Below are 24,819 nucleotides of genomic sequence, written 5' to 3'. Positions count from 1 at the left end.
AATCACCATGGCTCCGCCATGCCTCAATCCTCCGCCTTGCAGCTGCACGCACCCAGCCCCGCTCCTTCTCCCACCTCCCATTTGCCGGTCGGTCTTACGCGTCCGGCTCGATCACCGTGAAATAGACGGCGAACGCGGCAACCGCCTCGTCCTCGGCGATCTTGCCGTCGTGGTCCGTGTCCAGGCTCCGTGCGGCCAGTTCCGCCGACTCCTCGCTCGCGCCCAGGACCTTCAGCGCCCGCTCCACGGCGGGCACCGAGGCCGCGCCGTCGTCGTCGTTGTCCGCCACGGCAATCGCCGCGCGCAGGAACGGGCGGGCGATCTCCGCGAAGCGCTCGGGGTTGTCCCGCAGCCGTTTCACGGCCCCGCCCACGAACTCCTCACGGGTGACACGCTGGTCCCCGTCGACATCGGCGATGCCCGCCATGCCCTGCCAGAACGCCTCGGCCCCGGTGTAGAGCGCCTGCCCCTTGTCGCAGCGGGCCGTCGTACCGAATTCGGCGAGCAGACGGGCCGCGGCGGCGTTGAAATCCGCGCGATCGATGTATCCGTTGCCGTCCTGGTCGAAGGCGGCGAAGCGGAAGGCGATCTTGCGCTCATATTCTGCGCTGTCCATGCGGGGAGCGTACGTCGCCTGCGGGCATCACGTGTCACTTACGCGCGCCACCGGTGTGACAACCTGGTCTTAACGCCGGGTGGCGGGATGGTTTCAGGCCGAAAGCGGCTGGGCTCCGTCGTCGACGGCCGCGTCCCAGTCGGGGTAGACATCGAACAGACGGCGCACGCCGAGGGCGGCGAGCACCCGGTTGACGTGAGAGCCCTCCTCCGCGCCGCGGGCCGGCAGGATCAGCCGCAGCCGCCCGCCGCAGGAGCGCATCAGACGGCGGGCCGCGATCAGCACGCCGACGCCGCTCGAATCGCAGAACAGCACCTCGGAGAGGTCGAGCACGACGTCGTGACGTCCGACGGCGACCGCGTCATGGACGGACTGGCGGACCGCGGGCGACGTCAGCAGGTCCAGTTCGCCGCGTATGTGCAGCACGGTCCACACACCCTGCTCGGTCTCGGCCACTTTCAGAGTCACTCGACTGGGCCTCTCGTTCCGGGGAATCCGACGATCCGGAAGAATCTGTTCCTCCTCGCGGCTGCCCCCGCCGCACACCCATGAAACACCGGCCCACAGAAGTAGACACAGACGGGTTTCAGGCAGAAATGATCACTTCAGGTCCGATTCCAACATCCCGGGACGTCGCATTCCGCACCGTCCAGGGTGTCCTCAGGGGCGCACTTGCCGCAAAGACACCTGCGAGCGGGTGCCGCCGACTACATTCGGTGTGACGAGGGGGACAGGGCTGGGGGTCCTATGGCGAAAGACGCACCGCCCCGCTGGGACCGCAAGATGCAGCAGCGGCTGGCACGCGGCGAGGCGGCGGCCCTCAGCGAGCTCTACGACCGTTTCGCCCCGCTCGTCCACAGCCAGGCCCACCGGATGCTCGACGACGAGTCGGCCGCCGACCTGGTGACCCGCGAGGTCTTCGGGTACGTGTGGGAGAACCCCGACGCGTACGACCCCAAGCAGGGTTCGATACGGTCCTGGGTGGCCCGGCTCACCCACCGCCAGTCCGTGCGGCGCCTGCGTGCCGCGGAACCGTCCCCGTTCGCGCGGGGCGAGGAAGGCAGCGAGGACGGCGAACACGGCAGGAGTGAGGACGCCGCGGCCCGGCAGGAGCTGGAGGAGCGGGTGCTGCGCGCCACGGCCGCAGCCCGCGCCGACTACATCGTCGCCTCCATGCCCGCACCGCTGCGGGCCGCACTGGAGCTCGCGTACATCCAGCGCAGGGACTACCGGCAGGCCGCGGCCGACCTCGGGGTGACCGCGGACGAGGCCCGCCGCCGGCTGCGGCTCGGGCTGCAGCTGCTCGCCACCGCCGGCACCCGCCCGCTCGAGGGGTCCGAGCCGCCCGGATACGGACGGATGCTGTGACCGGCGACGACGACGCGAACATGCACGACGACGGAATGCGGGGCGCGCGGCGCATACCGGGACCGCGGGCGGCGGCGGACGACTTCGATCTCGGCGCCTTGCCGATGGCGCCCGGACCCGCGGCACGTGAACCGGCAGCACGCGAACCGGGACCGGAATCTCCGGCGGCGCCACCGCAGCCGGCTGCCCCGGTGTTTCCCCACGGCGTGCTCAAGGCCCTTCTCGGCGCCTGGGCGCTGGCCGCCTGTTCCGCCGAGGAGACCGAGGCGGTCGAGGAGCACCTCACCGGGTGCGCCGCCTGCGCGGACGAAGCGCTCCGGCTGCGCGACGCGGTCGGTCTGCTGCACACCGACCGCAGCCTGGACCTCGACCCGCTGCTGCGCTCCCGGGTGCTCGAAGGCTGTCTGAACCGTCGCCCGGCCAAGATCCCGGTACCGGGCTGGGCCGTTCCGTACGACGCGGAGACCGCCCGCCTCGATGCGCTCCTCCGTGACATCGGCAGCTCGGAATGGCATGCGCCGGTACGGCTGAGGTGGTTCGAGGGTGAGCGACAGGTCAACCGCAAGACGACGGTCGCCGGCGTGATCGGCCATCTGATGACCGTCGACGGGCTGGTCAGCACCGCCCTCGGTCTGGACGATCCGGCCGTCGGCGGACGTGGCGGGAGCGATACCTCCGCGGGCTCCGGGTTCCCGCTCTCCCCCGCCCCGCGCACCGAGACGTACTGGTCGGCGGCCCGACGACCGCCCACCCGGGCCGTCCGCGAGCCCTGGCGCGACCAGAGCCACGCCCTCATCCGCGCGGTGTCGTTCGCCGGCCGCGGGGTCGCCGAACTGTCCGTCTCGTACGGGGACTTCGCCCTCCCGCTGCAGGACGCCCTGCTGGACCGGGCCTTCGAGTGCTGGGTGCACGGCGGTGACATCGCGGACGCGGTGGACTATCCGTACGAGGCCCCGTCCGCCGCCCATCTCCACCGGATGATCGACCTGGCGGCCCGGCTCCTGCCGGCCGCCCTCGCCGGACGCCGCCGGGCCGGGCTCGCGGCGCCCGCCCGGCATCCGGTGACGGCCGGTTCGCCGGGCCGTTCGCTCCATCTGGAGATCGAGGGCTCGGGCGGCGGCAACTGGTACATCGCCCTGGACTCCCCGGCCGCGCCCGGCTCGCCCGACCACGCGGTCGCGCAGGTGGCACTGGACAGCACGGAGTTCTGCCGGCTGATCGCGGGCCGTGTGTCACCCGTCGACGTGGCGGCCGGGCAGGAAGGCGACCGCGACGCGATCGGCGACGTGCTGTTCGCGGTGGCGTCGCTCAGCCGGCTCTAGGGCGTGCTTCGCGCTACGCGAAGATCACCGTGCGGCGCCCGTTGAGCAGGATGCGCCGCTCCGCGTGCCACTTCACCGCGCGCGCCAGCGCCTGGCACTCCACATCGCGCCCGATCGCGACCAGCTCGTCCGGTGTGACGCCGTGGCCGACCCGCTCGACCTCCTGCTCGATGATCGGCCCCTCGTCGAGGTCGGCGGTCACGTAGTGCGCCGTCGCACCGATCAGCTTCACACCGCGGGCATGCGCCTGGTGGTATGGCTTCGCGCCCTTGAAGCTCGGCAGGAAGGAGTGGTGGATGTTGATGATCCGGCCACTGAGCTGCTTGCACAGATCGTCGGAGAGGACCTGCATGTAGCGGGCGAGGACGACCAGCTCGACGTTCTCCTCGCGGACCAGCTGCAGCAGCTGTGCCTCCGCCTCCGCCTTGGTCTCCTTGGTCACCGGGATGTGCCGGAAGGGCACGTCGTACGAGGCGGCGAGCTCGGCGAAGTCCGTGTGGTTGGAGACGACCGCCGCGATGTCGATCGGCAGCGCGCCGATGCTGGAACGGAACAGCAGGTCGTTGAGGCAGTGGCCGAACTTGCTGACCATCAGGACGACCCGCATCCGCTCCGAGGACCGGTGGATCTGCCAGTCCATCCGGAACGAGTCCCCGATGGCGGCGAAACTGGCCCGCAGCTTCTCCACGGTCACCGGGGCGTCCGCCGAGAAGTGGACCCGCATGAAGAACAGACCCGTGTCATGGTCGCCGAACTGCTGGCTGTCCTCGATATTGCAGCCGGTCATGAAGAGATAACTCGACACGGCGTGCACGATGCCCTTTTTGTCCGGGCACGAGAGGGTGAGGACGTACTGCTCGGGGATGGTCTCAGCAGGCTGCGGCGCGGTCATGTCCGTAGCGTGCCACACCGTCCCCGATTCAGGCGGTTCTGGTCATGATGCGGAGCACATCCAGGGAGCGCGGCGGGGTGTCGGGGTCCTCGCCGTCGTTCGTGGCGAGCAGCACGTGCGCCTCACGGGCGGCCCGTACGCCTTCCGGCCAGCCGTGGTGCTCCAGGTAGGCGGAGACGGGGGCGTCGGCGCCGACCTGGTGCATGATGCGGAGCACCCGCAGCACGGCGATGTCGACGAGGGCGGCCTCACCGGAGTCGCGGAAGACCGTGCCGACGTATTTCTCGGCGGACCAGTTGTCCAGCCAGGTGTCCTCGACCAGGCGGTACACGGCGTCGGTGACATCGCCGTACCCCTCCCGGCCGGCCAGCCAGCACTCGTGGTGGAAGACGGGGTCGGAGAGCATGTGCAGCGCCGAGCGCACGTTGCTGCGCCAGCGCCACCAAGGAACGTCATTGAGCGGCATGCCGCCCATGGTGGAGGAGCGACGGCCGCGACGGGAAGTGTTCTCCGAACCTTGCTGCACGGTTGTCGATCGTACGTTCCCTCCTTCCGGGCTCGCATCGACCCCTGCAATTCACCTGGACGTCACCGAGCGTTGAACGGAGCACACATTGGCGTTACCCAAGGCGCGGAAATGTCCATGTCCATGACCGGACGGCAACGCCTCACTTCCTCCCGCCCCTACACATTCCTCACATGTACGGCGGCGGCCGGGGCATTGCTGATCACCGGCTGCGGTGCACTCCCTGGGGCCTCGGGGGACTCCAGGGAGCCCGTCACCGTCATGACCTGGGCCCCCGACGGCTCCAACGGTCCGGATACGGAGAACATGGCGGGCATGACGGCCATGGCCCGCGCCTATGCACGCTGGGTGAACAACAACGGCGGGCTCGACGGGCACAAGCTGCGCGTCGTCACCTGTAACGAGGACGACACGTCGACCGGCGCGGGGGACTGCGCCCGGCGGGCGGTCACGGAGAAGGCGGTCGCGGTCGTCGGCTCGTACAGTCCGGAGGGCTACTCCTTCATGGGGCCGCTGGAGGCCGCCGGGATCCCGTACATCGGCGGCTACGGGGCCTCCGCCGAGGAGTTCACCAGCTACAACTCGTACCCCGTCAACGGCGGCCAGTCGGCGCTTCTGGCTGGCAACGCCAAGCAGCTCGCCCGCAGTTGTGAGCGGGTCTCCCTGGTGCGCCCCGACACGCAGGGCGGCGACGGCCAGGCGTGGCTCTTCAGCACCGGCCTGAAGAAGGAGAAGAAGCAGCCCGCGTCCACCGACGTCCGGGCGGAGGAGGCGGCCACGTCCTACGACCAGGCGGCCGAGCAGGCGCTGGAAGGGGCGGGGCGGTCCGACGGGTGCGTGACAGCGGTGCTCGGGGAACGCACGGAGACGTTCTTCGACTCCTTCCGCCGGCTCGAACCGGCGGACGGGTCCGTGCGGATCTCGTCGGTCCTCGGCAGCGTCGGCCAGCCCCTGATCAACAGCACCGGCGGGCGGAACAGCCCGTTCGAGGGGGCATCCGTCACCGGCTGGTACCCCGAGTCGGGGGATGCCCGCTGGGACGAGATGCGCTCGGTGATCCGGAAGCACGCGTTCCACGACAACCGGATCGACCCTGACGACACGGGTGTCCAGACGACGTGGATCGCGTACACGGCACTGAAGGAGATCGTGACGGCGATCAACGCCCCGGACATCACCGGCAGCAAAATCACGACCGCCCTCAACAGAGGCACCGAGGTCGACACCGGTGGCCTCACGCCGGTGCTGCGGTGGCGGTTCGAGGACGCGCTGGGCTCGTCGGCGTATCCGCGGATCGTGAACCGGAAGGTGACGTTCCAGGTGGTGCGGAAGGGGCGGCTGGTGGCCGAGAGGAAGGGGTTCGTGGACGTCACGAGCACGCTGTCGGAGGCCAGCGCGAAGGGCTGAGCACCCGCAAGCCCCTCCGGCGGTCGAGGAACGGCGCATGGAGGGTGCGGACGCACGGGGGGCGTGCGCACGGGGGGTGCGGGGGAGCTGTCCCAGTGCTGGGCAGCACCCCCGCACTGCCGTCAGAGCTCCGTCGGCGCCCGCCGCGTCAACCCGTACTTCGCCGCGATCGAGTTCCACAGCCCCGACGCCTGCGCCTTCGCCTTGCTCGCCTCATAGCTCGCCCGGTCGGCCTGGCCCTTCTCGGGCGTCGGGCGGGCGTGCCCGTGCTTGCAGACCTTTTTGCCGTTTTTTGCCTGCGCGGCCCATGCCGCGTAGTGGTCGTCGGCGGAGGCCGACGCCTGCCACGCCTTCGTGAGCGCCGCGGTCAGCTGCGCGTTGTTCGGCAGCTTGTCGACGGTCAGCCCCTGCAGCTGCGTCACCAGGTCGCGGCGCTGCTTGGCCGCGCCCTGCAGATCGGTGACCGCCTGGTCCAGGTTGGTGCAGGACTTGGTCTTCTCCACGGCCCCGATGACCGCCGCACGGCTGTTGTTGCTGTCCGCGAGCAGCCTGTCGAGCGCCTCGGCCTGCGGCTTCGCCGGGTCGGCCGCCGCCTGCGTGGAGGGCTTCGCGGCGGGCGAACTCGCCGAGGCCACCGGCTGCTTGTTGTCCGTGCCCTTGTCGTCGCCGCCACTCATCAGCGCACCCGCGCCCAGCCCGACGACGGCGCAGCCGACGACGACCGCGGCGATCAGCGGGACGTGCGACGGCTTCTTGCGCTGCCCGGCCCGGCCCTGCGACGGCTCGCCGTGCTGCGGCCGGTAGGCCGACGCGGGCTGCTGGTACGACTGGGCGGCGCCCTGGTACGGCAGCTGCCCCGGGTCGAACTGGGGCATCTGCTGCGTGGAGGCCGTCGACTCCTCGGCGCGGAACAGGTTGTCGAACTCGGCGGGGGGCTGCCGCTCACCGGGCGTCTCCGGGCTGATGCCGTACGGGGCACCACCGGGCACCGGCGGAATGTACTGGGTCGCGTCGGCGTCGGAGGCCGATGCGGGCGGCTGCGCGTGGGCGATGAACGGGGGCGCCTCCGCGGCAAGCTCCGCCGGCACCGGCGCGATGAACTGGGTCGCCTCCGCGGCACTCTCGGCCGGCACCGGCGCGATGAACTGCGTGGCATCCGCGTCGCCACCCATGCCTGCACCCGCACCCGCGCCCGCACCCGTTCCCGGTACGGCCTCCGGGGGCAGCGGCTGGGCGTAGGGCTGGGGCTCTGCGTACGGCTGAGGGTGGGCGTACGGCTGAGGCTGGGCGTACGGCTGAGGTTGCGGCTGGGCGTACGGCTGGGGCTGGGGCTGGGCATACGACTGAGGCTGCTCGGCCGGCAGAGCCGGGCCCTGGTGCCCGTACGCCTGCCCCTGGTCGTGCTGCGGGTACTGGCCCTGCGGCGACACGTCCTGCTGCGGCGCCTGTGGCCCCCAGGGCTGACCCCATGGCTGCCCGCCCGCCGGAGCGGACTGGTCGGCCGGTCCGCCCGGTATCCAGGGCTCGCCGCCACCTGCGGGCAGCACGACACCTTCGTGCGCGGGCCGTACAGCAGGGAGCTGCTGCTCGTCACCCTGTCCGCTCTGCGTCACCGGGACTCCTACGTGTGAACCTACGGAATCGTCGGCTCACGCTATCGGGTGGCAGCCGCTCTCCGCCAAGCCGCCCGATATCACTCATCACCCCTTCACAGGGGCAGTAACACGCCGGGCCCCGGCGACGCAGTTAACGGGCGCCCGAAAAAATCCCCGATCATACGCCGGTCAGGCCGCCTGGAGCTCCAGCCGCGCCCCGAACTCCCGGACCGCCGGCTCGTCGCCGTACGGGACCAGCCGCTGCTGCAGATCGTCCAGGTACTCCGCGCCCCGGCTCGACCGCACCGTCCCCAGCAGCTCCATCGCCCGCGCCCCCGTATGACACGCCTGCTCCACCTCGCGCAGCTGCACCTGCGCCGTGGCGAGCAGCACCAGACCGATGCCCCGGCGCCGGGCCCGGGACTCCGGGAGAGCGGCCAGGGACTCCGTCGCCCGGCGCGCGGCCGCCTCCGCCTGGCCGAGATCGCGGTGACAGTGGGCCAGCTCGTCGGCAAGATAGGCGGAGTCGAAGTGAACAATCCACGACGGATCGTCACCGGTGTCCGTCTCGGCGTGTTCCAGCGCCGTCAGGGCCCGGCCCGCCACCGCCTGGCAGGTCCGGACATCGCCGAGCAACGCGTGTCCGCGCGCCTCCGCCGCGTAGAACATCGCCTCCGCGCGTGGGGTGACCCGCCCGCGCGCCCCCTCCTGCGCGGCCCGTGCCAGCTGCGCGATCTCCCGCGGGTTGCCGAGCTGTGCGGCGAGATGACTCATCGAAGCGGCCAGCACATAGCCGCCGTACGCCCGGTCGCCCGCCGCCTGGGCCAGCCGCAGAGCCTGGATGTAGTACCGCTGGGCGAGCCCCGGCTGCCCCGTGTCCACCGCCATGTACCCGGCGAGCTCGGTGAGTCGCGCGACCGCCGCGAACAGCTGCCGCCCGACGGTTTCGCGGTAGGCCCCCGAGAGCAGCCCGGAGACCACGCTGTTGAGGTAGTGCACCAGGACCGGCCGCACATGTCCGCTGCCGAACCGGTGGTCGAGGTCGACCAGCGCCGCTGTCATCGCCCGCACCGCCTCCACGTCCGACATCCCGACCCGCGCCCCCGCCGCGCGCGCCACCTGCGGGTCGGCGCCGGTGATCAGCCAGTCCCTGCTGGGCTCGACCAGCGCCGAGGAACCGACCGCCGAACCGGACAGGGCGTCGCGGCGTCCGACATCGCTGCGCCACAGCTCGCTTACCTGCTCGATCGCGCCGATCACGGTCGGCGCGAACTGCAGGCCGACGCCGGACGCCAGATTCTTGCCGTTGGCCATCCCGATCTCGTCGATCGTGACCGTACGGCCGAGCTTGCGGCCGAGCGCCTCGGCGATGGTTCCCGGTGCCCTGCCGCGCGGTTGCTGTCCGCGCAGCCAACGGGCCACTGAGGTCTTGTCGTAACGGAGGTCGAGGCCGCGCTCCGCGCCGACCATGTTGACTCGGCGGGCAAGGCCCGCATTGGAACATCCGGCTTCCTGGATGAGCGCCTGGAGCCGTTCGTTCGGCTGGCGTGCGACGAGAGGCCTGGCTGCCATGTTTCCCCCTGAGACCGCAGTGATCAGTGGAATGGATCACTGCCCGGCATATGCCCAAGAAATGCGCACATACATCGTGTTGGTGTTTTCCGTGGCGTTCACGGTATTCACGGCATTCATGGCGCTTATCGTGTCGTTGTTCAGGTTCAGTGCGTATTCGGCATGGGGGAACTGTTCCGGATTCCCCACATGTGACTACCCGTCCCTCGACACGCCGCCTCATGCGCGCCCCCGCTCATGCATCCATGCGCCCCATGTGCGGGCCGATGCACCATGACCGCGTTCGCCACCCCGTCGCGTACTTCCAGCCCCTCGTTGGACATCGTGGTCGCGACCGTCGTCCGGGGCCGTCAACCGGAAGAGAAGACGAAGACGGGCGTACCGGGGGATCGTTCAGCGCCGGTGCCGTGATCGCGCCAGGTGGTACAGGCCGGTGCCGAGGCTGGTGATCAGGAGGGCGAGGCCGAGGGCGATCATCGCGGTGATCACCGGCCGGCGCAGGGCCGGCGGCAGGTACAGGGCCAGGAACCAGGAGCGGTGGACATGCCCCGTGGCCAGCATGACCGCGGGCACGACGCCCTGGGCGACCAGAGGGACCCAGCACAGCGTCATGCCGACGACGACGTAGATCCGCTGCCCGACGGGCGCCGTGTCGAGGCCGAGCCGGGCCAGGACCGGGGCGGGCCGGCGCAGGGCAGGCAGGCCCGCGGGCACAAGGGGCGGCGGCGCGGCCCGGACGCGCCGCCGGCGAGCCGGAGGCGTACCCGTGCGGAAGCGCTGGAGCAGCTCCGGAGCCGTGCGCCGGAGCCGGATGACGGCGACGCGTCCCAGCAGCCACGTCAGCAGGGCGCCGCTCACCGGCCCGGCCACCGGTCCGGCCCAGGCCGGGCCGAACCGTACGGCGAGCAGGGCCGGGGCCGCGGTCGCCGCGGTCAGGAGCAGCATCAGCAGGACCTGCGTGAAGTCGGTGCCGTTCTCCAGCAGGCCGCCGGTCCGGCGGTGCGGGTCGCGCAGCGGGACGGGGCGCAGCACCGACACCAGTACGGTCACGCCCGCCGCGCCGCCGAGCAGCGCGGGGACGAAGGTGACCAGCCACAGCCACGGCACGGACCCCCCGGACAACGCGGCCGGAACGAGCGTGAGGAGGACCGTCGGGGGCGCGGTGACCAGGAGCCAGCCGAGCTGACGGCCCCGTACGTCGTGCCGGGCGGTGCCCGGGATCACGATCTTGCCCCAGAGTTCGGTGCCGTCCTCGCCGTAGAGGTTCGCGGAGACGGCCGACATCCACAGTGCGAAGACCAGGCCGGTCCACGGCAGGAAGTCCGTACTGCCCGCGGCCAGCGGGAGCAGGCAGAACACGAGGGCGTATCCGAGGGCGAAGCAGACGAAGTGGAAGCGCTGCAGATCGCGGGTGCAGGTGCGCAGTTCACGGGCGGCGACGGCGGTGACCGGGCCGCGGGCCCACCGGCCGAGGGTCGCGGTCGCAGCACGTCCGCCCGAGGGGCGCGTGGTGACCTGGCGCCGGGCCAGGAGGGCCCAGCCGTACGCGCAGGCCGCGGTGAACAGGGCCAGGCCGGCCAGGGCCGCGAGCACGCCGGGCCGGTCGCCGCGTCCGGCGGCCTCGACGGCGGACAGCCCCCAGCCGGAGGGCAGGCCGCGCAGCCATGCGGCGGCGGGGCGGGGCAGGCCGTCGTCCAGGGCCGTGCGCACAAGGGGTTCGAGGATCCAGCCCGAGTGCAGCGCGGCCAGGATCGCCGAGCTGGTGAAGGCGGCGAGCGCGGCGCCCGTACGGGACCGCGCGACCTGCCCGAGCACCGCGGTGACCAGGCGTGAGCACAGGACGGTGAAGGCGAGTTGGAGCACCGTGGCCGGGGCGGCGACGGCGACGGCGGCCGGGCCGAGGTGTACGGCGACGACCACGAGGCCGCTCAGCGCGATCAGGGTCACGGCAGGTGCGACGCCGACGAAGGCGGCCGCCGCCAGACCGGTCGCCAGGGCGCGCGGGCGCAGCGCGTGGAGTGCGAAGTGCTCGGGGCGCAGGGTCGTGTCGCCGCCGCCGAAGAGGACGGGGCCGAGCAGCCAGCCCGCCGTCCACACGGCCAGCGCGGCGCCGAGCAGGTCGAACCGCTGCGCGGCGTGCGGGTAGCCGCGGCCGGCAAGGAACAGTACGGCGGCGGCGAGCGCGAGACCGGCCGCGCCGCCGACGATCATCCGGGCGGCCGTGGCGCGGGTGAGGGAGTTGCGCTGGACGGCCAGTTTCATCCGGATCAGGACGCCAACCATGCCAGCCCCTCCACACCCCGAGCCCCGGGCGAGCGGCCGGCGACCAGGCTCACGAACCGCTCCTCCAGGCTCAGTCCGGCCCGCACCTCGTCCAGCGGCCCGGCCGCCACGACCCGTCCGGCGTCGACCACGGCGAGGTGGTCGCACAGCTGCTCCACCACGGCCATCACATGGCTGGACAGGACCACGCTGCCGCCGGCGCGGACGAACCGCCGGAGGATCTCCTTCACGGTCGCCGCAGCGACCGGATCGACCGCCTCCAGCGGCTCGTCGAGGACCAGCAGACGCGGCGCGTGCAGCAGCGCGGCGGCGAGGCCGATCTTCTTGCGCATACCGGTGGAGTACTCCGCCACCAGGGTGCGCCCGGCAATGTCGAGGCCCAGGGTCCGCAGCAGTTCGTCCGCGCGGCGGTCCGCCTCAGCGCGGGCCATGCCGCGCAACAGCCCGGTGAAACAAAGCACTTCACGCCCGGTCAGCCGCTCCGGCAGGGCCAGGCCGTCGGGCAGGACGCCGACGAGCCCCTTCGCCCGGGAGGCGTCCGCCCACACGTCCGTACCGAAGATCTCGGCCCGGCCCGCGTCGGGGCGCAGCAGGCCCACCGCCATGGACAGGGTCGTGGTCTTACCCGCGCCGTTGGGGCCGACCAGGCCGAAGAACGACCCGCTCGGCACGGTCAGGTCGATGCCGTCGACGGCGCGGTGGGTGCCGAACTTCTTGGCCAGGCCGGTGAGTCGCAGCGCCGGAGCGGCTGTGCGCGGTCCCATGCTCCCCCTCGGGCATGTACTGAACGGCACGTGCCGTGCCGTTAGTGAGATGGGGGGATCATGCTGAAGGCGAAGGCAGCTGTCAATACGGCACGTGCCGTGCCGATATCGTGAGGCGATGACCGACAGACGCAGCAGCCGCGGAGCGGGCCGCACCGAAGAGATCATGCGGGCCACGCTCGAAGTGGGCGAGGAACTCGGCTACGCCCGGCTCAGCATCGAGGCGGTCGCCGCCCGCGCCGGTGCCGGCAAGCACACCATCTACCGCCGCTGGTCCTCCAAGGGCGCGCTGTTCCTGGACTCCCTGCTGTCGCTGAACGAACCCGGCCTCGACTACCCGGACACCGGTGACGTCATCGCCGATCTGCGCCACCAGATCCACACGGCCGTCGACCTCCTGAGCCGCCCGCCGATGGGCCCCCTGTACGTGGCCCTGCTGGTGGAGGCGCAGCACGACCCCCAGGTCGCCGACGCGCTCGACGAGCGTTTCATCGCCCCCCAGGCCGAGAAGACGATCGCGCGGCTGGAACGCGCCCGGGAGCAGGGCCAGTTGGCGCCGGACTTCGACCTGGACCTCGCCATGGCGATCCTGTCCGGCCCGCTGTACTTCCAGCACCTGATCGCCCGGCGGCCCCTGACCCACGACTGGGTCGACCGGCTCATCGACACCCTCTTCGCGGGAATGGGACCGCGCTAGTCCGGCAGTTCCCTTCTCAGATCCAGCCCCGCTCCTTGGCGAGAAGCCCCGCCTGGAAGCGGTTGGCCGCGCCGAGCCGCAGCATGATGTCGGCCACGTAGCGGCGGAACGTCCTCAGGGAGACGCCCAGTTCGCGGGCCGCCGCCTCGTCCTTGTCCGCGTGGGTCAGCGCGTCCAGGACACGGTGCTCCAGAGCGGACAGGACCGGCGCCCGTACCGCGAGGTCGTCCTCGGCGGGAAGCTCGTGGCCGGTGTCCCAGACCTGCTCGAACCAGGCCACGGTGTTGGCCACCACGCCCGGCTGGCGGACGACGAGCGTCGACTCGTAGTGGTCGTCCGGGTCGACGGGGACCATCGCGACGCCGCGGTCCCAGATCGCCAGCCGCCGGATCGCCTGCTCGGTGCGGCGCACCTCCCCGCCCAGCGTCTCCAGTTCCCGCAGATAGGCCAGGGTCGCGGGGTCGGCAAGCGCCTTCGGCGTGGCGACCGTACGCCAGTGGATGCCGCGGCGGAGCATCCTCAGGTCCGAGGCGCGGGCCTCGTCGATGTTGTGGGGGCGCCAGGGCGACGGAAGCAGCGACATGTGCTCGCGGAAGGTGAAGAAGGCCAGGTCGGTGAGGCGTTCGCGGATCGCCTCGGGTCCGTCGACCCGTTCGATGTCGTCGCTCGGGGAGCGGGCCACGCCCTGCTTGTGGTCGTCGATGAGCGTGGCGATCACGGCCCGGGTGGCGAGCACCTCGCCGGTGGCGGACTTGAGTTCCCCCAGGCGCTGTTCCACCAGCCACTCCACGGCGACCGCCGGATCGGAGACCAGCACCGTGTGCCGCTCGGAGAGCCGTATCAGGCTCCGCTCCTGTAACGCGTCCAGCCCCTCGTCAACGGTGTCGCGGTCCCAGCCGAGGGCGCCTCCGGCGGACTCGGCCCCGCGCTCGGGATGGCGCAGGAAGTAGCGGTAGAGCCGCAGGTGTTCGTCGGACACCCCGACCGATGTCAGGCTCATGTTCTGTTTTCCCCCCGGAGCCGGTCCCCCTGGCCTGCCCGTTGGCAGCATGGTGACAGTGGCCGCCCTTTCTGACCGTAGCGCAGTGATCAGCGGCACAACAGGCTGAACACATGCCCTGGATCTTCTCTTCGGCGGGCCGCCCGACGGCGCCCGCATCCTCAGCCCTTTCGGACGGCTCCCGCTCCGGGGAGCCCGCCCCCGCGGTCCGGCTCGACGCCGTGAGCAAGGTGTACGGACGCGGCGAGAGCGCGGTGCACGCGCTGCGCGGCCTCGATCTCGCCATCCCCCGGGGGAGTTTCACCGCCGTGATGGGGCCCTCCGGCTCCGGCAAGTCGACCTTCCTGCACTGCGCCGCCGGCCTCGACCGGCCCAGCGGCGGCACCGTCTCCCTCGGCGGCCAGGAGCTGACGGCCCTCGACGAGACCGCGCTGACCCGGATGCGCCGGGACCGCGTCGGCTTCGTCTTCCAGGCCTACAACCTGATGCCGTCGCTGACGGTCGAACAGAACATCACCCTCCCGCTGCGCCTCGCCGGGCGCCGGGCCGACCCGGACTGGCTGGCACGGATCACCGACCAGGTGGGGCTCACCGGACGCGGCGGGCGCAGGCCCGCCGAACTCTCCGGCGGCCAGCAGCAGCGGGTGGCCCTCGCCCGCGCGCTGGTCACCCGGCCCGAGGTCGTCTTCGGCGACGAACCGACCGGCGCGCTGGACACCATGACCGCCAAGGAGGTGCTCGGGCTGCTGCGCCGGACCGTGGACGACCTCGGCCAGACCGTCGTGATGGTCACGCACGACCCGATGGCCGCGTCGTACTCGGACGCGGTGCTGTTCCTCGCGGACGGGCGGATCGTCGACCGGATGGCCGCGCCGACCGCGGAGCGGGTCGCCGACCGCATGAGCCGCCTCGGAGCGTGGGCGTGATGCTGACTCTCGCGCTGACTACGCTGCGGGCCCGCAAGGGCGCCTTCGCCGGCGCCTTCGTGGCCCTGCTGTTCGCCGCCGCCCTCGTCACCGCGTGCGGGACCCTGCTGGACACGGGGCTGCGCGGGACGATCCCGACGGAGCGGTACGCGGGAACTCCCGTGCTGGTCACGGCCGATCAGGAACTGCACTGGACGAAGGTCAAGAAGGGCAAGACCAAGGAGAAGTCCAAGCCGCTGACCGAGCGGGCCTGGGCGAAGGCGGACCCCGCCCTGGTCAAGAGGCTCGCGGCCGTGCCCGGTGTGCGCGCGGTCGTCCCCGAACTCACCTTCCCCGCACATGTGTTGACGGACAAGGGCCCGCTCTCCGAGGGGGCTTCGTGGGGCCACGCCTGGGAGTCGGCGCGGCTCACGCCGTTCGCGTTGCGCGACGGTCGGGCGCCGGCCGGGGCGGACGAGATCGTGGCCGACGCCGACAGTGGGCTGCGCACCGGTGCGAAGGTGACCGTGCAGTCGACCGGCGCACCCGCCGTGTACGAGGTCGTCGGCATCGCCGCACCGGCCGGCCGTGACGCCCTGGCCCGCCAGTCGACGCTGTTCTTCAGCACGGAGCAGGCACGGCGCCTGGCCGGACACCCGGGGCAGGTCTCCGCGCTCGGCCTGCTCACGGTCCCCGGCGCCACGGTGAGCGACGTACGCGCCCGGGCTCTCAAGGCGGTGTCCGGCACGCCCTCGCTGGAGGTGCGGTCGGGGGACGACCGCGGGCCCGTCGAGTTCATCGACGCCGGCAAGGCGCGGGTCAGCCTGATCAGTCTGGGCGGTGCGATGGGCGGTACGTCGCTGCTCGTCGCCCTGCTGGTGGTAGCCGGGACCTTCGCACTGTCGATCCAGCAGCGGGCCCGGGAACTGGCCCTGCTGCGGGCGGTCGGCGCGACACCGCGCCAGCTGCGGCGCATGGTGGGGCGCGAGGCACTGGTCGTGGGGCTGCTGGCCGGGCCGCCCGGGGCGGTCGCGGGGCTGTTCCTGGCCCGCTGGATGCACGGGCGGTTCGTGGCCGTGGGGGCGCTGCCGGACACCCTGGAGCTCACCGTGAGTGCGTTCCCGCCCGTCGCCGCGGTCCTCGCGACGCTGCTCGCCGCGTGGGGTGCGGCCCGGGTGTCCGCCCGCGGGCCGGCCCGGATGCGCCCTACGGAGGGGCTCGCCGCGGCGGCGCTCGGCTCGGAGCGGCCGCACGCCGGCCGGGTCGTCGCGGGGGTCCTGGCCGCCGTCGGGTACGTCGTCCTGGTCGTGGTCCTGTCCGGGCTGAAGACCGACGCGGCGGCCACCCCGGTGACGTTCCTGTCGGTGATCGTCGCGGCCGCGGCGATCGCGCTGCTCGGCCCGTCGCTCGCCCGGTCCGCGACCTGGGTGACGGGCGGGATCGCACAGCGGATCTCCCCGGCCTCCGGATTCCTCGCCGCACGGAACACCCGTGCCGGCGCCCGGCGTGTCGCGGCCGTGGTCACCCCGTTGAGCCTGGCCGTGGCGATGGCCTCGACGATCCTGTTCACGCAGACGACGTCGAGTCACTCGGCGGGCGAGCAGGCCGCGTCCGGCACGCGCGCCCCCTACGTCCTCGCCGCCTCGGAGCCCGGTGTCCCGGCCGTGGCCGCACAGGCCGTGCGCGAGCGGGTGCCGGGGACGACGGTGACGGAGGTCGTCCGCACCACGGTGCGGATCGGGCAGGACAAGTTCCCCGCTCAGGGCGTGAGTTCACCGGGTCTGGCCCGGACCCTCGACCCGGAGGTCACCGCGGGCACGCTCGCCGCGATGGGCGACGGAACGGTGGCGCTCAGCGACCTGGCGGCCCGTACCCGGCACGCGCGGGTCGGCGACCGTGTCACCGTCACGCTCGGCGACGGGGTCGAGAAGGACCTCGAGGTGTCCGCCGTCTACGAACGCGGGCTGGGCTTCGGCGATCTGCTGCTCCCGCACCGGTTGGTGGCGGCGCATGTCGACCGGCCGCTCTCCTCGTCGGTCCTGGTGGCCGGGGCGCCGAGCCGGTCGGCGCTCACCGCCGCGCTGCGCCCCTTCCCCACGGTCCACGTCCTGGACCGCACCGCCGTGGCAGCGGCGCGCCGCACCCAGGAAGGCGCGCAGGCCCAGGTCAACTACATCGCGATGGGGCTCGTGATCGCCTTCACCGCGATCGCCGTGGTCAACACCCTCGTGATGTCGACGTCCGCCCGACGCCGCGAGTTCGCTCTCCTGCGCATGATCGGCGCGGGCGGCCGCCAACTGCGCGCGATGCTCCGCTGGGAGACGCTCACGGTCACCCTGCTCGCGATCGCTCTGGGAGCGGCGGTGGCCTGCGCGACCCTGACCGCGTACAGCCTGGGCATGACCGGCGCCGCGACACCGTACGCACCACTCGTGCCGTGTCTTGCCGTCGTCGCGACAGCCGTGCTCCTTGCCTTCGTCTCGACGGCCCTGCCGGCCCGTGCCACGCAACGAAGCGGGGCGGGGACGCCGACCGAAGCGGAGTGAGCGCGCGATCGGCGGCGGACCGGCCGTCCGCGCACCCCGAGTTGTGACGTTCGTGGAACGAACCTGCCGCTTGCCCCCGTCACCTGCACCCCGACCGCCGGACGCCTTTCGTAGTCTGGGTCTCTCATACGGGGACATCGAAGGCAGGAGCACCATGTCGGACCAAAACACGGCGGAATCACGCGCGGTGATGGAAGCGGGCGCGGCGCGAACGGCGCCGCCCGCCGTTCGCGTACAAGGCCTGTGGAAGCGGTTCGGGGAACAGGTCGCGGTCGCCGGGGTCGATCTGGAGCTGCCCGCGGGCAAGTTCATCGGCCTGGTCGGACCCAACGGCGCGGGCAAGACGACCACGCTGTCGATGGTGACCGGGCTGCTCCGTCCCGACCACGGCACGGTCGAGGTCGGCGGGCACGACGTCTGGCGGGACCCGGTCGAAGTGAAAGCCAGGATCGGCGTCCTGCCGGAGGGGCTGCGGCTCTTCGAACGCCTCTCGGGGCGCGAACTCCTCGCGTACATCGGACGGTTGCGTGGGCTGCCGGGCGCCGAGGTCGACCAGCGGGCCAACCAGCTGCTGGACGTGCTCGACCTGGCGGGATCCGGGAACAAGCTGGTCGTCGACTACTCGACCGGCATGCGGAAGAAGATCGGGCTCGCCGCGGCGCTGCTGCACAACCCCGACGTACTGTTTCTGGACGAGCCGTTCGAGGGCGTCGACCCTGTCTCGGCGCAGACCATCCGCGGGGTCCTGGAGCGGTACACCCGCTCGGGGGCGACCGTCGTCTTCTCCAGCCATGTGATGGAGCTCGTCGAGTCGTTGTGCGACTGGGTGGCCGTCATGGCGGGCGGCACGATCCGGGCGCAGGGCACCCTCGCGGAGGTGCGCGGCGACGCGCCGTCGCTGCAGCACGCGTTCCTCAAACTCGTCGGCGCGGGCGGCCGGAACAACGGTGACTCCCTCGACTGGCTGGGCGGCGCCCGATGAGCGTGCTCGACACACCCGTCACCTCCGCCGCCCGCCCCGCCGCCGGTGGCGGCGAACGGCTCGTCCGCGTCTTCGTACGGCTCAAGCTGACGCTGCTGCGCAACGGGTTGCGGCAGTCCTCCGGCAGACGGGTCGCGTACATCTCGTCCGTCGTCCTCACCCTGCTGTTCGCCGCGGGCCAGATCGTCGCGCTGGCCGCACTGCGCGGCCATGCCCACGCGGGTTCCCTGACAGTCCTGCTGGCCGGGGTACTGGCGCTCGGCTGGGCGGTGATGCCGCTCTTCTTCCCCAGCGGCGACGAAACCCTCGACCCGAGCCGGCTCGTGATGCTGCCGCTGCGGCCACGCCCGCTGGTCGGGGCGCTGCTGGTGGCATCGCTCGTCGGCTTCGGACCGCTGTTCACGCTCTGCCTTGCGGCCGGTTCGGCGTTCGCGGTGACACACGGGGCGGCGGCCGTGGTGTGCGCGGTGGTCGCCGTGCCGCTGACACTGGTGGTGTGTGTCGCCCTGGCGCGGGCCGTCGCCACGGCCAACACCCGGCTGCTGAGCTCCCGCAAGGGCCGCGATCTGGCGCTGCTCAGCGGACTCGTGGTCGCGGTCGGCATCCAGGTCGTCAACTTCGGTGCGCAGCGGCTGGGCCGGTCCGGTGGGCTGGCCGCGCTTGACCCGGCGGCGGAGGTGGTGCGCTGGCTGCCGCCCGCCTCGGCGATCGGCGCGGTGGACTCGGCGGCGCAGGGGTCGTACGGGCGGGCCGTGGCACAACTGCTGCTCTCCGTCGCGGCGCTGGGAGCGCTGCTGTGGCTCTGGCAGCGGAGTCTGGTGAAGCTGATGACCGCCCCGGACGGTTCCACCCTGGGCGCCGCCGAAGCGGCCCGGGAGAAGTCCGGCAGGGGCGGCTCCCGGCTCTCCGCGCTGCTGCCCGAGGGGCGCACGGGGACGGTGATACAGCGCAGTCTGCGGTATGTGGCACGGGACCCGAAGACCAAGGCCGCCTGGGTGACGGCGCTCGCCATCGGGCTGATCGTGCCGTTGCTCAACGCGGTGCAGGGCACCGGCTCGGTCTACTTCGCCTGCTTCGCCGCCGGGATGCTCGGCATCCAGATGTACAACCAGTTCGGGCAGGACACCTCCGCGTTCTGGATGGTGGCGCTGACGATCTCCTCCACCCGGGACGCCTACCTCGAACTGCGGGGGCGGGCGGCGGCACTGCTGGTGATCACTCTCCCGTACACGGTGCTGGTGACCGTGGTGACGGCGGCGGTGCTCGGCGACTGGGAGAAGCTGCCGAGCGCCATAGGGCTGTCGCTCGCCCTGCTGGGCGCGATGCTGGCGACGGGGGCGCTGGCATCGGCCAACTTCCCGTACTCGATTCCTCAGGACAGCGGGTTCAAGAACGTGGCACCGGGGCAGGCCGGGCTCGCCTGGATCTCGATCTTCGGCGGCATGGTCTCGGCGGCGCTGCTGTGCGCGCCGCTGATCGTGGCGACGATCTGGCTGCATCTCGTCGACGCGGAAAACTGGATGTGGGTGCTGCTGCCGGCCGGCAGCGCGTACGGGGCGCTGGTCGCCTGGGCGGGGCTGCGGCTGGCCGCACCGCGCACGGCGAACCGGCTGCCCGAGATCCTGGCGGCGGTCAGCAAGGGGTGACGCGAGCCGGGTCGGGCCGCTCCGTCACGGGGAGACGGGCTCGCGGTCGTTCCGCGGGTCCTCGGCGAACTCCTCCAGGAACGGTTCGACCGCGGCGCGCCAGCCCTCCGGCTGGTCGTAGTGGATGAGATGGCCGGCGTCCGCCACCTCCGCGTACTGTCCGTGCGGCAGTACGCGGACCATCTCCTGGGCCTCCGCCCGGCCCAGCTCGCCGTCCAGGCCGCGGAGCACCAGTGCCGGGCACCGGACCTGCGTCAGCTCCTCCCAGTGCGCGTCGTACACCCATGTCGCGCGGGACTGGAGCATCTGGCGGCGGGAGAAGACGGGGCGCCAGCCGTCGGCGCGCTCGGCCATCACCTCGGCGAAGAAGTCGCCGCGGGCCGGGTTCGGCCGCTCCACCCAGGGGTCGTCCTCGCCGAACCACTTCCGCACGTCGGAGAGTGTCGCGAACGGCACCGGCCAGGACTTGAACCAGTCCTCCCACTCCCGCTGCGAGGCCGCGCCGAGCGCGGAGGCCCGCATGTCGCAGATGACCAGGGCCCGGACCAGATCGGGGCGCTTCGCGGCGAGCTGCCAGGCGGTGAGGGCGCCCATCGAATGGCCGACGACGGTGACGGGGGCCAGGCCGAGCTGTTCGATCGCCGCCTCGGCATCGGCGACGTACGCCTCACGGGTGTACGGGCCCTCGGCGGGTTTCTCGCTGCGGCCGTGCCCTCGCTGGTCGAGCCCGACCGCCCGGTGCCGCTCGGCGAGCCAGCGAGTGGTGGAGGCCCAGTGGGAGGCCCGGCCCATCAGTCCGTGAAGCAGTAAGACCCCGGGGGCGCGTTCGCCCTCCGTGCGCTCCTTGGGCGGATCCGCGAACTCCCACGCCGCGAGGCGTACGCCGTCGGATCCGGTTACATCAATGCGCCGCACCATGTTTCCTGGCACCCCCTTCTGGTCCTCGACAACCGCTCGATCGCCGTGTGGTCGTGTCACGCCAGACTATCGAACCTGTATTCGAAAATCGGTGTTCGGCGCGCAACACCCCTCGTTCGAGTGACCCCTGCCGAGGATTGACATCGGCCACTGAGGGGAGATCTTCTCCGGGAGGCGGACCACTCGGGGATGAGGGTCCGTGGGGACCGACCTTGAGAGCTCGGGGCTCCAGGTCGGAACAGGGGAGGAGAGGCCCCGGCGCCATGCGGCGCCGGGGCCCTCCCATGTCCGGGGGGCGCGCGGGGCGGCGTGCGCCGGAGCATGCGGGGCCGGGGCCGCGACGTGCGGGGCCGCGGCCTCGAGGGCGGTCCTGCCCCTCTGGGCAGGGCTGACGGGCGGGGCGGTCCGGGTGCTCATGATCGTGGCAGCCGCCCTCTGCTGCACATGCCAGTACGACGGGCGCATCCGCTGCTCCCTCCCCGCCCGCATGGCCAGGCGGCCGGCACTCTCAGGTATGGCTCAGCCACAGCCTGGCACGCGATGCGCCCGGCCGCTGCCATTCGGGACGGAAAATCGGAAACCGGACGTTACGCTCCGGCACCCCGCGTGCGTTCTACGCGCGTTCACACGTGCGGTCCCCCGGGCCGCCTCCGGTCAGCGCTTGGCCACGAAGACATGCGAGGCGACGTCGGCGTCCAGCTCCGCCGCCTCACCGCTGCTGCCGACCAGCACCCCGCCCGGCGACTGCGTCACGCTGACCACGGAACCGGGCTGCACGCCCGCCCGCCGCAACGTATACATCAGCTGGGCGTCCGTCTGGATCGGCTCACCGATCCGGCGCACCACCACGGTCTTGCCGTCGGCTCCCGGGTCGAGCTCCGACAGGCTCACCATGTCGGCGTTCAGGAACGGGTCGGCCTCGGCCTTCTCGCCCAGCTCCTCCAGGCCCGGGATCGGATTCCCGTACGGGGACTCCGTCGGGTGGCGCAGCAGCTCCAGCACCCGCCGCTCCACCGCCTCGCTCATCACGTGCTCCCAGCGGCAGGCCTCGGCGTGCACCTGTTCCCACTCCAGGCCGATCACGTCGACGAGCAGGCACTCGGCGAGGCGGTGCTTGCGCATCACCCGGGTCGCCAGCCGACGGCCCTCCTCCGTCAGCTCCAGATGCCGGTCGCCCGCGACCTGCACCAGACCGTCGCGCTCCATCCGCGCCACCGTCTGGCTGACCGTCGGACCGCTCTGGTCCAGCCGTTCCGCGATCCGGGCGCGCATGGGAACGACGCCTTCCTCTTCGAGTTCGAGGATGGTGCGGAGATACATCTCCGTTGTGTCGATCAGTCCGGACATTCGTGCCCCTCGATGCTGTGACATGAAAAACGTCGTGCGCTGGCCCTCAGGCAATTCTGACGCATACCGCTGACAACCGTGCCGTGCCGACCCAACCCCGGACCGCCCGTTCGCGTCCCGGACGGTATTGACAGGTCACTGGTCCAGACCGCAACGTGATCCGCGGCACGGATACCCCACTACCCCACCCCTGCGGAGAGGGCCTCCTCCATGAGCGAGAGCAAGCTGGCCGGTCAGTTCTTCGATGCAGCGATCGGCCTGCTGGAACGTGTACGCGACGAGGAGGCCGGCCAGATCGCGGCAGCCGGCGCCGCGATCGCGGACACCGTCGAAGCGGGCGGCCGGCTCTTCGCGTTCGGCGCCGGCCACTCCTCCCTCGCCGCCCAGGACGTCGTCTACCGGGCCGGCGGACTGGCCCTGATGAACGTGCTCGCCGTGCCCGGCACACTCGGCGTCGACGTCATGCCGGCGACGCTCGGCTCGGCGCTGGAACGGGTCGAGGGGCTGGCCGGCGCCGTGCTCGACTCCAGCCCGGCGGGCGCCGGCGACCTGCTGGTGATCATCTCGCTCTCCGGGCGCAACGCGTTGCCCGTCGAAATGGCGGTCAACGCGCGGGCACTCGGTCTGAAGGTCATCGGCGTCACGTCGGTCGCCTACGCGGACGGGACCCGGTCGCGGCACGTCTCGGGCGGGTTCCTGCGGGACCACTGCGACATCGTGGTCGACAGCAAGATCGCGATCGGCGACGCGGAGCTGACGGCGGAGGGCGTCGAGGCGCCGTTCGCGCCCGCGTCGACGGTGGTCACCAGTGCGGTGATGCAGGCCATGATGGCGACGGCCGCGGAGCGATTGGTCGAGCGGGGGATCGAGCCGCCGCTGCTGCGGTCGGGGAACGTCGATGGCGGGCACGAGTGGAACGGACGCGTGATGGCGGAGTACGCGGACCGGATCTTCTACCGGCACTGAGGCAGGGGCTGCGGCTTCCCCGGGCGATCGGTTCCGTCCTCGAGCGGCGGACGCGCCGGACCGGTGGCCCTACGGGGTTGCGGGCAGTGCCCGGGACAGGTCCACCGCTGCTGCCACCCGGGCCGCCACGCTCTCCGCGTACGTCGCGTCCTGACGTTCGAAAGGGCTGCGGTTCACCGCCCGGAGGAACGTCACCACGCCGAGCGTCCGGCCCCGGCTCCGCAGCACCGCGCACAGGGCATGGACCGAGTCGCCCGGCCACTGACGGTCCGCCGCCCAGGCCTCGGCCCGCGGCGCCGCACCGGCGCTCGCGCGAACCGAGCCCGTGCGGTCCACCGCCTCGAGCGCCGGATGGCCCGGGGCGTAGCGGAGCGGAATGCCGCCTCCCGCCACGGGCCGGCACGGGCCGGGGGCGTCGGCCGGTGTCGCCGCCGCCCGGACCAGCCGCGCCCCCGCCACCAGGTCGATCAGGGCATGGTCGGCGAAGCCCGCGAGTGCGTAGTCCAGGTAGGACGTCGCCGCCTCCATCGGGTCCTCGCACTCGGCCGCCGACCGGCACGCCCGGTGCAGCTGGTTCGACCGGAACCGCACCCGGTCCGCCTCCTGCGCCGCCAGCCGATCCGCCGTCACGTCCTGGAACAGCCAGCCGACCCCCAACGGAACCGGCTCGTCCACGAGCGGCGACGCCAGCTGCAGGAACCCGCTGTGCCAGCAGCGCCGCCGGTCCCCCGCAGCCGTCCGCAGCGTCACCCACAGGTCGGCGGGTGCGGGCGGCGGCCCCTCGGCCAGGACGTGCTGCAGCGCGCCCTCCAGGTCCTCGACACCCTGCACGAGCAGCTCTCCGAGCGGGCGTCCCAGCATCGTCGTACGGCCGCCGCCGAGCGCGCGCGCCGCATAGGCGTTGACGACCGTCGGCCGCAGGTCCACGTCGACGAGGACCACCCCCCAGGAGGCGTCCTCGAACAGCGCCTCGCTGAGGGCGATCGACCGCTCCAGGTCGATCTGGGCGTGCACCTCGCCGAACGCGCAGTAGACCCCGGCCGACTTCCCGTCCGCGCCCCGCACCCCGGCCGACTGGGTCCGTACGAGCACCCGGCCGCCGTCCTTGCGCAGCAGTGCGAACTCGTGGACCTGGCGGCCCGGCGCGTCCATGGCCGCCATCAGCCGCCCGTGCACCTCACCCGCGTCCGCATGGCGCACCGCCCACCCCGCGAACCCGGGCCGCCCCACCGCTTCCTCGGCGGTCCAGCCGAGGATCCGCTCGGCCTCGCGGTTCCAGTGGGTGATCGCACCGCCTGCGTCGAACGCGCAGAGCGCCGCGTCCATGCCGTCGAGCAACGCCGCGAGCAGCTCCGCCCCGGGGATGGGATCGGGGCCGAGGGCGTCGGTGATCCCACTGCTCCTGGAAGCGCTCATCCCGGACCCCCTGCCGGACGTGTCCGCCGTTGCCACACGTCAGATCATTGA

The 24,819-nt window shown here is 72.1% G+C and carries 22 protein-coding genes; 9 read left to right on the top strand and 13 right to left on the bottom strand.

Features of this window, described 5'->3' with window-relative positions; genetic code table 11:
- Positions 1 to 94: 94 nt before the first annotated feature.
- Positions 95 to 616, bottom strand: a complete 522-nt coding sequence (locus tag ACNPQM_RS19270) for an EF-hand domain-containing protein (protein ID WP_358856784.1) — start codon at positions 614 to 616, stop codon at positions 95 to 97.
- A 93-nt stretch (positions 617 to 709) separates the two neighbouring features.
- A complete protein-coding gene (locus tag ACNPQM_RS19265) occupies positions 710 to 1,084 on the bottom strand; it encodes an STAS domain-containing protein (protein WP_358856783.1) in 375 nt (124 codons plus the stop codon).
- Positions 1,085 to 1,363: 279 nt separating this feature from the next.
- On the opposite strand from ACNPQM_RS19265, the gene ACNPQM_RS19260 reads away from it, so the two are divergent.
- Together ACNPQM_RS19260 and ACNPQM_RS19255 are read left to right on the top strand one after the other, a co-directional pair.
- A complete protein-coding gene (locus tag ACNPQM_RS19260) occupies positions 1,364 to 1,984 on the top strand; it encodes an RNA polymerase sigma factor (RefSeq protein ID WP_418084960.1) in 621 nt (206 codons plus the stop codon).
- Positions 1,985 to 2,019: 35 nt separating this feature from the next.
- Positions 2,020 to 3,306, top strand: coding sequence for a maleylpyruvate isomerase N-terminal domain-containing protein (locus ACNPQM_RS19255; protein ID WP_418084964.1), 1,287 nt, complete (start codon positions 2,020 to 2,022; stop codon positions 3,304 to 3,306).
- A 13-nt stretch (positions 3,307 to 3,319) separates the two neighbouring features.
- Here ACNPQM_RS19255 and purU read toward each other — a convergent pair whose 3' ends face one another.
- Both purU and ACNPQM_RS19245 read right to left on the bottom strand, forming a co-directional pair.
- Positions 3,320 to 4,198 (bottom strand): formyltetrahydrofolate deformylase, encoded by an 879-nt coding sequence (gene purU / locus ACNPQM_RS19250; protein WP_358856781.1) that lies wholly within the window; start codon positions 4,196 to 4,198, stop codon positions 3,320 to 3,322.
- A gap of 28 nt (positions 4,199 to 4,226) precedes the next feature.
- Complete coding sequence (locus ACNPQM_RS19245) at positions 4,227 to 4,673, bottom strand: SCO4402 family protein (RefSeq protein WP_358856915.1); 447 nt, start codon at positions 4,671 to 4,673, stop codon at positions 4,227 to 4,229.
- A 174-nt stretch (positions 4,674 to 4,847) separates the two neighbouring features.
- On the opposite strand from ACNPQM_RS19245, the gene ACNPQM_RS19240 reads away from it, so the two are divergent.
- The gene (locus tag ACNPQM_RS19240) at positions 4,848 to 6,131 is read left to right on the top strand and encodes an ABC transporter substrate-binding protein (RefSeq protein WP_418084959.1); all 1,284 of its coding nucleotides are present in this window, start codon (positions 4,848 to 4,850) and stop codon (positions 6,129 to 6,131) included.
- Positions 6,132 to 6,253: 122 nt separating this feature from the next.
- On the opposite strand, the gene ACNPQM_RS19235 is transcribed toward ACNPQM_RS19240, so the two are convergent.
- The 5 genes from ACNPQM_RS19235 to ACNPQM_RS19215 all read right to left on the bottom strand — a co-directional run bounded on the left by ACNPQM_RS19235 (position 6,254) and on the right by ACNPQM_RS19215 (position 12,345).
- Entirely contained in the window at positions 6,254 to 7,744 is a 1,491-nt protein-coding gene (locus ACNPQM_RS19235) for a hypothetical protein (protein WP_418084958.1), read from the bottom strand.
- Between the two features lie 171 nt (positions 7,745 to 7,915).
- Entirely contained in the window at positions 7,916 to 9,298 is a 1,383-nt protein-coding gene (locus tag ACNPQM_RS19230) for a transcriptional regulator (protein WP_418084957.1), read from the bottom strand.
- A 36-nt stretch (positions 9,299 to 9,334) separates the two neighbouring features.
- Positions 9,335 to 9,487 (bottom strand): hypothetical protein, encoded by a 153-nt coding sequence (locus ACNPQM_RS19225; protein ID WP_418084956.1) that lies wholly within the window; start codon positions 9,485 to 9,487, stop codon positions 9,335 to 9,337.
- Between the two features lie 204 nt (positions 9,488 to 9,691).
- Positions 9,692 to 11,581 (bottom strand): hypothetical protein, encoded by a 1,890-nt coding sequence (locus ACNPQM_RS19220; RefSeq protein WP_418084955.1) that lies wholly within the window; start codon positions 11,579 to 11,581, stop codon positions 9,692 to 9,694.
- On the bottom strand, positions 11,566 to 12,345 hold the full coding sequence (locus tag ACNPQM_RS19215; protein ID WP_418084954.1) for an ABC transporter ATP-binding protein: 780 nt from the start codon (positions 12,343 to 12,345) through the stop codon (positions 11,566 to 11,568). Before ACNPQM_RS19215 ends, ACNPQM_RS19220 begins: the two co-directional genes overlap by 16 nt.
- A gap of 118 nt (positions 12,346 to 12,463) precedes the next feature.
- On the opposite strand from ACNPQM_RS19215, the gene ACNPQM_RS19210 reads away from it, so the two are divergent.
- Positions 12,464 to 13,042, top strand: coding sequence for a TetR/AcrR family transcriptional regulator (locus tag ACNPQM_RS19210; RefSeq protein WP_418084953.1), 579 nt, complete (start codon positions 12,464 to 12,466; stop codon positions 13,040 to 13,042).
- 16 nt (positions 13,043 to 13,058) lie between these two features.
- Here the strand turns inward: ACNPQM_RS19210 and ACNPQM_RS19205 are convergent, their stop codons facing one another.
- Positions 13,059 to 14,042 (bottom strand): helix-turn-helix transcriptional regulator, encoded by a 984-nt coding sequence (locus ACNPQM_RS19205; protein WP_418084952.1) that lies wholly within the window; start codon positions 14,040 to 14,042, stop codon positions 13,059 to 13,061.
- A gap of 113 nt (positions 14,043 to 14,155) precedes the next feature.
- Between ACNPQM_RS19205 and ACNPQM_RS19200 the strand changes: the two genes are divergently transcribed.
- From ACNPQM_RS19200 to ACNPQM_RS19185, 4 genes are all read left to right on the top strand, one after another.
- On the top strand, positions 14,156 to 14,968 hold the full coding sequence (locus ACNPQM_RS19200) for an ABC transporter ATP-binding protein (protein ID WP_418084951.1): 813 nt from the start codon (positions 14,156 to 14,158) through the stop codon (positions 14,966 to 14,968).
- Complete coding sequence (locus ACNPQM_RS19195) at positions 14,968 to 17,493, top strand: FtsX-like permease family protein (protein ID WP_418084950.1); 2,526 nt, start codon at positions 14,968 to 14,970, stop codon at positions 17,491 to 17,493. Before ACNPQM_RS19200 ends, ACNPQM_RS19195 begins: the two co-directional genes overlap by 1 nt.
- 190 nt (positions 17,494 to 17,683) lie before the next feature.
- Positions 17,684 to 18,475 (top strand): ABC transporter ATP-binding protein, encoded by a 792-nt coding sequence (locus ACNPQM_RS19190; RefSeq protein WP_418084963.1) that lies wholly within the window; start codon positions 17,684 to 17,686, stop codon positions 18,473 to 18,475.
- Complete coding sequence (locus ACNPQM_RS19185) at positions 18,472 to 20,121, top strand: transporter (protein WP_418084949.1); 1,650 nt, start codon at positions 18,472 to 18,474, stop codon at positions 20,119 to 20,121. Before ACNPQM_RS19190 ends, ACNPQM_RS19185 begins: the two co-directional genes overlap by 4 nt.
- Before the next feature lie 24 nt (positions 20,122 to 20,145).
- On the opposite strand, the gene ACNPQM_RS19180 is transcribed toward ACNPQM_RS19185, so the two are convergent.
- Positions 20,146 to 21,039 carry an alpha/beta fold hydrolase gene (locus tag ACNPQM_RS19180; protein ID WP_358856912.1) on the bottom strand — a complete coding sequence of 298 codons (894 nt, stop codon included), beginning with the start codon at positions 21,037 to 21,039 and terminating at the stop codon, positions 20,146 to 20,148.
- Between the two features lie 654 nt (positions 21,040 to 21,693).
- A complete protein-coding gene (locus tag ACNPQM_RS19175; RefSeq protein ID WP_358856771.1) occupies positions 21,694 to 22,386 on the bottom strand; it encodes a metal-dependent transcriptional regulator in 693 nt (230 codons plus the stop codon).
- 210 nt (positions 22,387 to 22,596) lie between these two features.
- On the opposite strand from ACNPQM_RS19175, the gene ACNPQM_RS19170 reads away from it, so the two are divergent.
- Positions 22,597 to 23,352, top strand: coding sequence for an SIS domain-containing protein (locus tag ACNPQM_RS19170; RefSeq protein ID WP_358856770.1), 756 nt, complete (start codon positions 22,597 to 22,599; stop codon positions 23,350 to 23,352).
- A gap of 69 nt (positions 23,353 to 23,421) precedes the next feature.
- On the opposite strand, the gene ACNPQM_RS19165 is transcribed toward ACNPQM_RS19170, so the two are convergent.
- Complete coding sequence (locus tag ACNPQM_RS19165) at positions 23,422 to 24,768, bottom strand: PAS domain-containing protein (protein ID WP_418084948.1); 1,347 nt, start codon at positions 24,766 to 24,768, stop codon at positions 23,422 to 23,424.
- Positions 24,769 to 24,819: the final 51 nt, after the last annotated feature.

Source organism: Streptomyces sp. NPDC056231 (genome assembly GCF_048270745.1).
Lineage (GTDB): Bacteria > Actinomycetota > Actinomycetes > Streptomycetales > Streptomycetaceae > Streptomyces.
This window is presented reverse-complemented; position numbering and strand designations above follow the sequence as displayed.